The sequence below is a fragment of the Polaribacter sp. genome (genome assembly GCF_965656025.1).
Taxonomy (GTDB): domain Bacteria; phylum Bacteroidota; class Bacteroidia; order Flavobacteriales; family Flavobacteriaceae; genus Polaribacter.
Map to the genome: position 1 here is coordinate 6,211 of NZ_CBFHJT010000038.1, position 7,563 is coordinate 13,773.

A 7,563-nucleotide genomic window follows, 5' to 3' on the forward strand; every position below is an offset into this window, starting at 1 on the left:
GTTTAGTTTGTAATAGGCGTTTCCTAAATTGTAATACAACTCAGCCGAAATAGCATTTTGATCTATAATATCTTCGTAAACTTTTACGGTTTTTTCAAATTCTCCATTTCTATAGTTTTCGTTGGCAGATACAAACAAACTATCTACACTTTGAGCCGATGTAAAGTGGGCAATTATCAACAATAAAAATACAATTTTTCTCATTTTATAATTGTTTGTCTAATTGTACAATAACTTCTTTTGCTCTCTCAAATTCTTCTTTCATTTGAGTAGCTGTAAATGGTGTGTAACGCGCAAAATCTGAGCTTTTAAGCACTTCTATAAACTGCTTAATATTTATAGGGTCTACATTCTTATTTGCTAATAAATTTGTTATTTTATCCTTACTAATATCTGCAGTTTCTATACCCAACTTTGCTTTTAAATAATTGTGTAAAGCACGTTCTAAAGCTTCGTAAAAAGCTTCCTTTTTACCCAATTGTTTTTCCGCTTCAGATAAATATTTTTTAGCCAATTTATTCGCTCTTCTAAGCTTGTTACCAACAATATCGTTATTTCTTTCTTGCTGTTTTTTACCAATAAAAATAGCCACAGGTATTGCAAATAACGGAACTAAAAATAAGATGTAAAATAAGGTAGATTTAAAGAAATCTGACTTTTCTTCGGTAATAAAATTTGTTTTTGTTGCTATGTATCTAAAATTATTGCCGGTAGTAACTACATCTTTTTTGTTTACAGCAGTTGTATCTACAGTTATTAATTCTTTACCTTCTTGTACATCTACATAAAAATCTTCTGTATTTATAGTTTTGTATTTTTTTTCTTTTGGATTAAAGTAAGAAAACGAAACACTTGGTATTTTATATTTTCCTTTGTATTGAGGCACTACAGTGTAGGTGTCTGTTACAGAACCAGAAATTCCGCTAGCGTTGGTCCAAACTTTTTCTTTTCTTTCTGGTTGATACATTTCTAATTCTGCAGGCGTAGTTACCGTAGGTAACTCAAATAAATTTAAATTTCCTTTTCCAGAAACTGCTACTTTTATTTCAGATGTTTCATTGGCTTTTAAAATGTCTTTACTTAGGGTAACATCCAATTTAAAATCGCCAACAGCACCTGTAAAATTAGTTGGTTTACCATCTACAGGAAGACTTTTTGGTAGTATTGTTTTTTTGGCAGATGCAAACTCTTTTCTAACATTTTTTGTGATAATGTTTCCAAAAAAATCGGCTCTTCCAGAAGGCACGCCAATCACAATATCCATTTTCATAGGATCTATGGTTAATTTACCCGTTTTTGTAGGAATTAATAAGGCTTTTTGAAGTACGATATATCTATAATCTTCGCCATTATATTTACCCATTTTTACTGGGTAACCATTTATTTTTATGTTCTGATTCCAAAAACCATTGTATTGTGGTGCTTCTGTTACGTTGGTGTCATATACACTTACATTTTCGCTTACATACAGCCTGTATTCTACGTAAATACCTTCGCCAACATAAGGTTTAGATTTCGAAATTTCTGCAACCAAATGTATGTTTTGTTGTGCAATATAATTAGGATCATTTGGGTCTTTTGGTATTTCTACAGCGTCTAAAACAATAATTTTTACAGGGTCAGATTTTATTGTTTTACCGTTTATTTTTATAGTAGCACTGCCAATAGAAAGTTCTCCTTTTCTTTTTGGTTGTATAATGTATGTGTAAGATTGTAAAAAAGTTACTTTTCTACCACTTGGTGTTTGAGATATAGATTGGCTTACAGACTGGCTTGGTCCACCAACTACTTTAAAATTATTAAAATTAGGCGGAGTAAAATTATCTCCACCTTGTTTATTTATCGAAAACTCTACTCTTAAACGTTGGTTTACACCTAATTTATTTTTGCTAACATTTGTTTTTAAAGTCGCTTCTTGTGCTGCTAAAGAAAAACTTAGCAAGCCAATAAATACGGTTATGTAAAACTTCAATTTCATTTTCTATTTTACCAGTCTTTTTCTTGTTTTACTTTTTTGCCTTTTGCTTTTTTAGCATTCATTTTCTTTTGGGTTTTTTTCTCCTCGTTATTTAAGTTTTCTAATAACTGTTTTATTTGCTGAGGTGTCATTTTACCCTTTTGTGGTTTTGGTTTTTGTGGATTTTTTTTATCATCCTTTTTAGGATCTTTATTTTTGTCTTTATCCTTATCTCCTTTACCGTCTTTCTCTTGGTTTTTATCCTTGTTTTTATCTTTATTTTTGTCTTCGTTGTTTTTATTTTTATCGTCTTTGTCTTTTTTATCTTTGTCTTTATTGTCCTTGTTCTTATCCTTATTTTTATCGTCTTTATTTTGTTTTTGCTCTTTTTCTAACAATTTTTTAGCAACTGCTAAATTATAACGCGTTTCATCATCTTTAGGATTATTTCTTAAGGCATTTTTAAAGGCATCCACTGCACCTTGGTAGTTTTTAGACTCCATCATTGCATTGCCAATATTATGATAAGCCTGCGCTTTTGTGAGTTTATTTGTTGATGTTTTTGCAGTAAGTTCGTATTGTGGTATTGCTTCTTTAAAGTTTTTATTTTGATACAAAGCATTCCCTAAATTGTAGGTAGCTTTATCGTAATTAGAATTGCTGCCTAATGCTTTTTGATAGGCTACAGAAGCGTCTGTAAATTGCTGTTTTTTATACAAGTCATTCCCTTGACGTAGCAATTTTCTTGCTTTTCTTTGTTTTGCAATCGTATCTTTTTGAGCTACAATATTTTTGGTTGAAAATAGCATCAAAAAAATAATAAGTGTGTATTGTATTTTTTTCATGGGTCTATTTTTTATTTTTTTCTTCATTAAATAAATCTACTTTTTTAAGCCATTTTGTTTTCTTATCAAATAAGAAAATGTCTACAACTAAAAATAGCAAACCTAATGCCAAAAACCATTGAAATTGATCTTTGTAATCTGAAAACTGTTTGGTTTCAAATTCGTTCTTTTCTGCGTTAGCAATAATACCTGCAATTTTATCTACAGGATTGTCTGTTACATTACCATCAATATAACTTCCATTAGAGGCATCTGCAATACCTTGTAAAACTTCTGGTACCCTTTTGGTAATCACAGTTTCTCCTTTATTGTCTTTTTTATAACCAATCATAGCCCCATTTAAACGCATGGGAATTGGGCCACCTTTTTCTGTACCCACGCCAATTGTATAAATTTTTACGCCCTCGTTAGCTAAATTTTGAGCAACTTGTTTGGTTTCTTCTTGGTGGTCTTCACCATCAGAAATTATAATTAAAAAACGATTGGTTTGCTCGTCGTTATTATAATAGGTTTTTGCCAGTTCTAAAGCTTCGCTTATTGCTGTACCTTGGCTAGAAACCATATCTGGATTTGCATTTGCTAAAAACATATTGGCAGCTCCATGATCTGTAGTTATGGGTAATAATGGGTAAGAATTACCTGCGTACACAATAATGCCTACTCTATCTGACCCTAATTTATTTATTATTTTAGAAATAATTTGTTTCGATTTTTCTAATCTGTTTGGTGCAATGTCTTCTGCCAACATACTTTTAGAAACATCTAGGGCAAAAACAACATCTACACCCTCTCTTTTTACAGTTTTTAATTTGGTACCCATTTTAGGATTGGTTAAACCAATAACTAAAAAGGCAATACCCACTAATAAAAAAACAAGTTTTAAAGTAGTTTTAAATGGTGATGAATTTGGTGCTAATCTTTTTAATAATTCTGAATCAGAAAATTTACGTTGTGTTCTTTTTTTCCACCAAAAAACCAACAAGAAAACAACAATCATTGCAGGAATGATTACTAATAAGTAAAAATATATTGGTTCTTCTATTCGATACATCTAAATAAAACTCTTAAATAATGTGTTTCTTAAAATAAACTCTAACCCTAATAACCCTAGAGCAATAAATACAAAAATTCTATATTTTTCTTGATAGTTGTAATATTTGAATTCTTCTATTTTTGTTTTTTCTAGTTTGTCAATTTCATCATAAATCTCTTTTAAAGATTCATTATCTGTCGCTCTAAAATATTTTCCTTCTGTTTCTGTAGCAATATCTTTTAGCAATGCCTCATCAATTTCTACTTGTTGTTTTCTAAAGTTTAATTTGCCTGTTCTTGGGTCTCTACTCCAAGGGAAATCTGCCATTCCATTGGTACCAATACCAATCGTGTATACTTTAATACCTAACTCTTTTGCTAGTTCTGTAGCTGTTCTCGGGTCGATATTACCAGAATTGTTTACACCATCTGTTAATAGGATAATTACCTTACTTTTTGCCTTACTTTCTTTTAATCTATTAACCCCAGAACCCAAGCCCATACCAATAGCTGTACCACCATCTAATTGGCCCCATTTTAGATCAGAGATGGTTCTTTTAACAATACTTTTATCGCTTGTAATAGGTGTTTGCGTAAAACTTTCACCCGCATAAACCACAATACCTATTCTGTCATTAGGTCTTCTATCTATAAAATTAACAGCTACTTTTTTTAGTGCTTCTAATCGGTTAGGTTTTAGGTCTCTAGCCAACATACTTGCAGATACATCTATTGCCATAACAATATCGATACCTCTGTTTGTTTTTGTTTTTTTACTAACAGAAACATTTCTTGGTCTTGCTAAAGCAACAATTATAGCAGCAATCGCTAATAATCTTAAAGCGTATAATATTGGTTTTAATTTTGCAACAATAGAGTTTGTTTTAAAACCTTTTACACTAGGTACAGTTAATACCGCAGCATCTTTTTTACGCATAAAAAAGTGCCAAATTGCTAATAGAGGTATTGCAATTAGTAGCCACAAAAATCCTGGACTGTAAAATTCAAAATTACTCCAATCCATCTTCCTCTTCTTTTTCTATTATTGGTTTTGGTTTTAAATTGCCAATGATGTACTCTGCATCTTTTCTATCATCCTCAATTTCTGGAGCTAAAGGTTTAGATTTTGCAAATTTTACCAAATCTGCTTCTCTTAATAAATCTTTTAGCTTGTCTATAGTTTCTTTAGAAGTTTGTATGGTTTCGGCATCTTTAAAATCTTTTAACATCGATAAAACTTCGTCTGTGGTGTTTTCTAAAGCGGGTACTTTTAACTCTCTTTCTATATAACCTCTAACAATTTCTGTTAGCTCAGAATAGTATTCTTTTACTTGATTATTTTGCCACAATAGTTTTTCGTCTAACTCATTCAACCTATAAATTGCTTCTTCATAAGGTGGTAAAGTTCTGTAAGTTGGAGCTTCTTCTTCCAGTTTTCTTTTTCTGATAACAAACCAATAAATCCAAAAGCCAATAATGGCTAAAATGGCCAATGCGATATAAATGTACATTTTAAAATCGTCAAAAGTATAAGGTTCACTTTTAATAGATTTTATTGGGAATTTTTTAATTTTTGTAGTGTCTACTTTAACTGTAGCTACATTTACCAATAAAGAATCTGTTAAATACGCTTGGTTTTTTACAAATATTTGTTGCTGTGGTATGTAAAATGCACCAGAATCAAATCCGGTTAAAATATATCTTCTAATTAAACTGTTTTTTATGGTATCTATTTTGGTAGAATCTACCACCTCTAAACCTTTTAAGCTTAATTTGGGTAGTATTACGTTTTGTGTTTCGTTGATAGATATTTTTAAATTGAACTGCTCTCCAATTCTAATATTGGTTGTATCAATTTCTGCTTTTACCATTGATTTTTGTGCAAAAGAAGAAAAGCAGCAAAAAGAAAATAGTAAAAAGAACCCCATTTCTCTAACTCTTTTTACAGAGGAAAGAAAGCACTTTGTTTGTGATTTTTTATCGCTTTTAACCAACTTTATATTTTTATTACTTTGTTTCAATTTATATAGATTCTCATTTTCATGTGAATAACAAATTATTATCTTCCTTTATGCTTAAAATAGCCTAACAATTTTTTCACGTAACTTTCATCAACTCTTGTGTTTATGGTACCTGCACCACTTCTTTTAAAAATATTGATAAAATAATCGTTTAAACGCAAAGCATTTGCTTTGTAACTATTTCTAACAGATTTTGAGGCTGTGTTTACCAATTTTACACTACCCGTTTCTGCATCTAATAGGGGTACCATTCCCAAATTCGGAATTTCCTCATCATGCTTATCAAATACTTTTATGCCTGTTAAATCATGTTTTTTTGCCGCAATTTTTAGTGTTTTTTCATACGCATCATCCATAAAATCTGACAACATAAAAACGATTGCCCTTTTTTTCATGACACTAGATAAAAACTTTAAAGCAGCTGCAATGTTTGTTTTTTTACTTTTTGGTTTAAATTCTATTAATTCTCTAATAATTCTTAACACATGACTTTTCCCTTTTTTAGGAGGAATAAACAGTTCTATATCATCAGAAAAAAGAATTAAACCTACTTTATCGTTATTTTGAGTAGCAGAAAAAGCGAGTGTTGCTGCAATTTCTGTAATGGTATCTTTTTTAAATTGATGTATAGTACCAAAAGATTCTGAACCAGAAACATCTACTAATAACATCATAGTTAGCTCTCTTTCTTCCTCAAAAACTTTTACGTAAGGTTCGTTATAACGTGCAGTAACATTCCAATCGATACTTCTAACATCATCTCCAAATTGGTACTGTCTAACTTCAGAAAAAGTCATACCTCGTCCTTTAAAAGAGGAGTGGTATTCACCTCCAAAAATATGATCAGACAAACGACGTGTCTTAATCTCTATTTTACGAACTTTTTTGAGAATTTCTTTTGTATTCAACGTGTAACTGTTTAATTGTTTAAAAGTGTAACTGTTGGTTTTGCGTAATTGTTAACGTTTAAACAATTACACGATTACACATTTTATGGCACTTCTACTTCGTTGATGATTGAGTTTATGATGTCTACAGAAGTTACATTTTCTGCTTCTGCCTCATAAGTAATACCAATTCTGTGGCGTAAAACATCGGTAACAACAGCTCTAACATCTTCTGGTATTACATAACCTCTTCTTTTTATAAAAGCATAACATTTAGCAGCTTTTGCTAAATTGATACTTCCACGAGGTGATGCTCCAAAACTGATTAAATCTTTTAAATTTGCTAAGTTGTATTTTTCTGGGTAACGTGTTGCAAAAATAATGTCTAGGATGTATTTTTCTATCTTTTCATCCATATAAACCTCATTAGCAACCTCTCTTGCTTTTATAATTTGATCTATAGAAATTACAGGGTTTACAGTTGCAAAACCACCCGATAAATTCTGACGCATAATTACTTGTTCGTCTTGTAAACGAGGGTAATCAATTACCACTTTTAACATAAAACGGTCTACCTGAGCTTCTGGTAAAGGATATGTACCTTCTTGTTCTACAGGGTTTTGTGTAGCCATTACTAAGAAAGGTTCATCTAATTTAAAAGTTTCATCACCAATGGTAATTTGACGCTCTTGCATTGCTTCTAATAGGGCAGATTGTACTTTTGCTGGTGCTCTATTTATCTCATCTGCTAAAACAAAATTTGCAAAAATTGGTCCTTTTTTTATAGAGAAGTCATTTACTTTCATGTTGTAAATCATGGA

Annotated in this window: 7 protein-coding genes and 1 pseudogene; all 8 read right to left on the reverse strand. The window is 30.9% G+C overall.

Translation table 11 applies throughout. From position 1 onward, the window contains the following. Positions 1 to 204: pseudogene (locus ACTG3S_RS08660) on the reverse strand (hypothetical protein); the annotation flags it as partial. 1 nt (position 205) lies between these two features. Then, entirely contained in the window at positions 206 to 1,978 is a 1,773-nt protein-coding gene (locus ACTG3S_RS08665; protein ID WP_439128960.1) for a BatD family protein, read from the reverse strand. 8 nt (positions 1,979 to 1,986) lie between these two features. After that, entirely contained in the window at positions 1,987 to 2,802 is an 816-nt protein-coding gene (locus ACTG3S_RS08670; RefSeq protein WP_439128961.1) for a tetratricopeptide repeat protein, read from the reverse strand. Positions 2,803 to 2,806: 4 nt separating this feature from the next. Next, positions 2,807 to 3,853, reverse strand: a complete 1,047-nt coding sequence (locus ACTG3S_RS08675; RefSeq protein ID WP_439128962.1) for a VWA domain-containing protein — start codon at positions 3,851 to 3,853, stop codon at positions 2,807 to 2,809. Beyond that, the gene (locus ACTG3S_RS08680) at positions 3,854 to 4,858 is read right to left on the reverse strand and encodes a vWA domain-containing protein (RefSeq protein WP_439128963.1); all 1,005 of its coding nucleotides are present in this window, start codon (positions 4,856 to 4,858) and stop codon (positions 3,854 to 3,856) included. Continuing rightward, a complete protein-coding gene (locus tag ACTG3S_RS08685; protein WP_439128980.1) occupies positions 4,845 to 5,762 on the reverse strand; it encodes a BatD family protein in 918 nt (305 codons plus the stop codon). Before ACTG3S_RS08685 ends, ACTG3S_RS08680 begins: the two co-directional genes overlap by 14 nt. 131 nt (positions 5,763 to 5,893) lie before the next feature. Continuing rightward, entirely contained in the window at positions 5,894 to 6,763 is an 870-nt protein-coding gene (locus tag ACTG3S_RS08690) for a DUF58 domain-containing protein (protein ID WP_439128964.1), read from the reverse strand. Between the two features lie 83 nt (positions 6,764 to 6,846). Continuing rightward, positions 6,847 to 7,563, reverse strand: a 717-nt coding sequence (locus ACTG3S_RS08695; protein ID WP_439128965.1) for an AAA family ATPase, incomplete at its 5' end; no start/stop codon positions are given.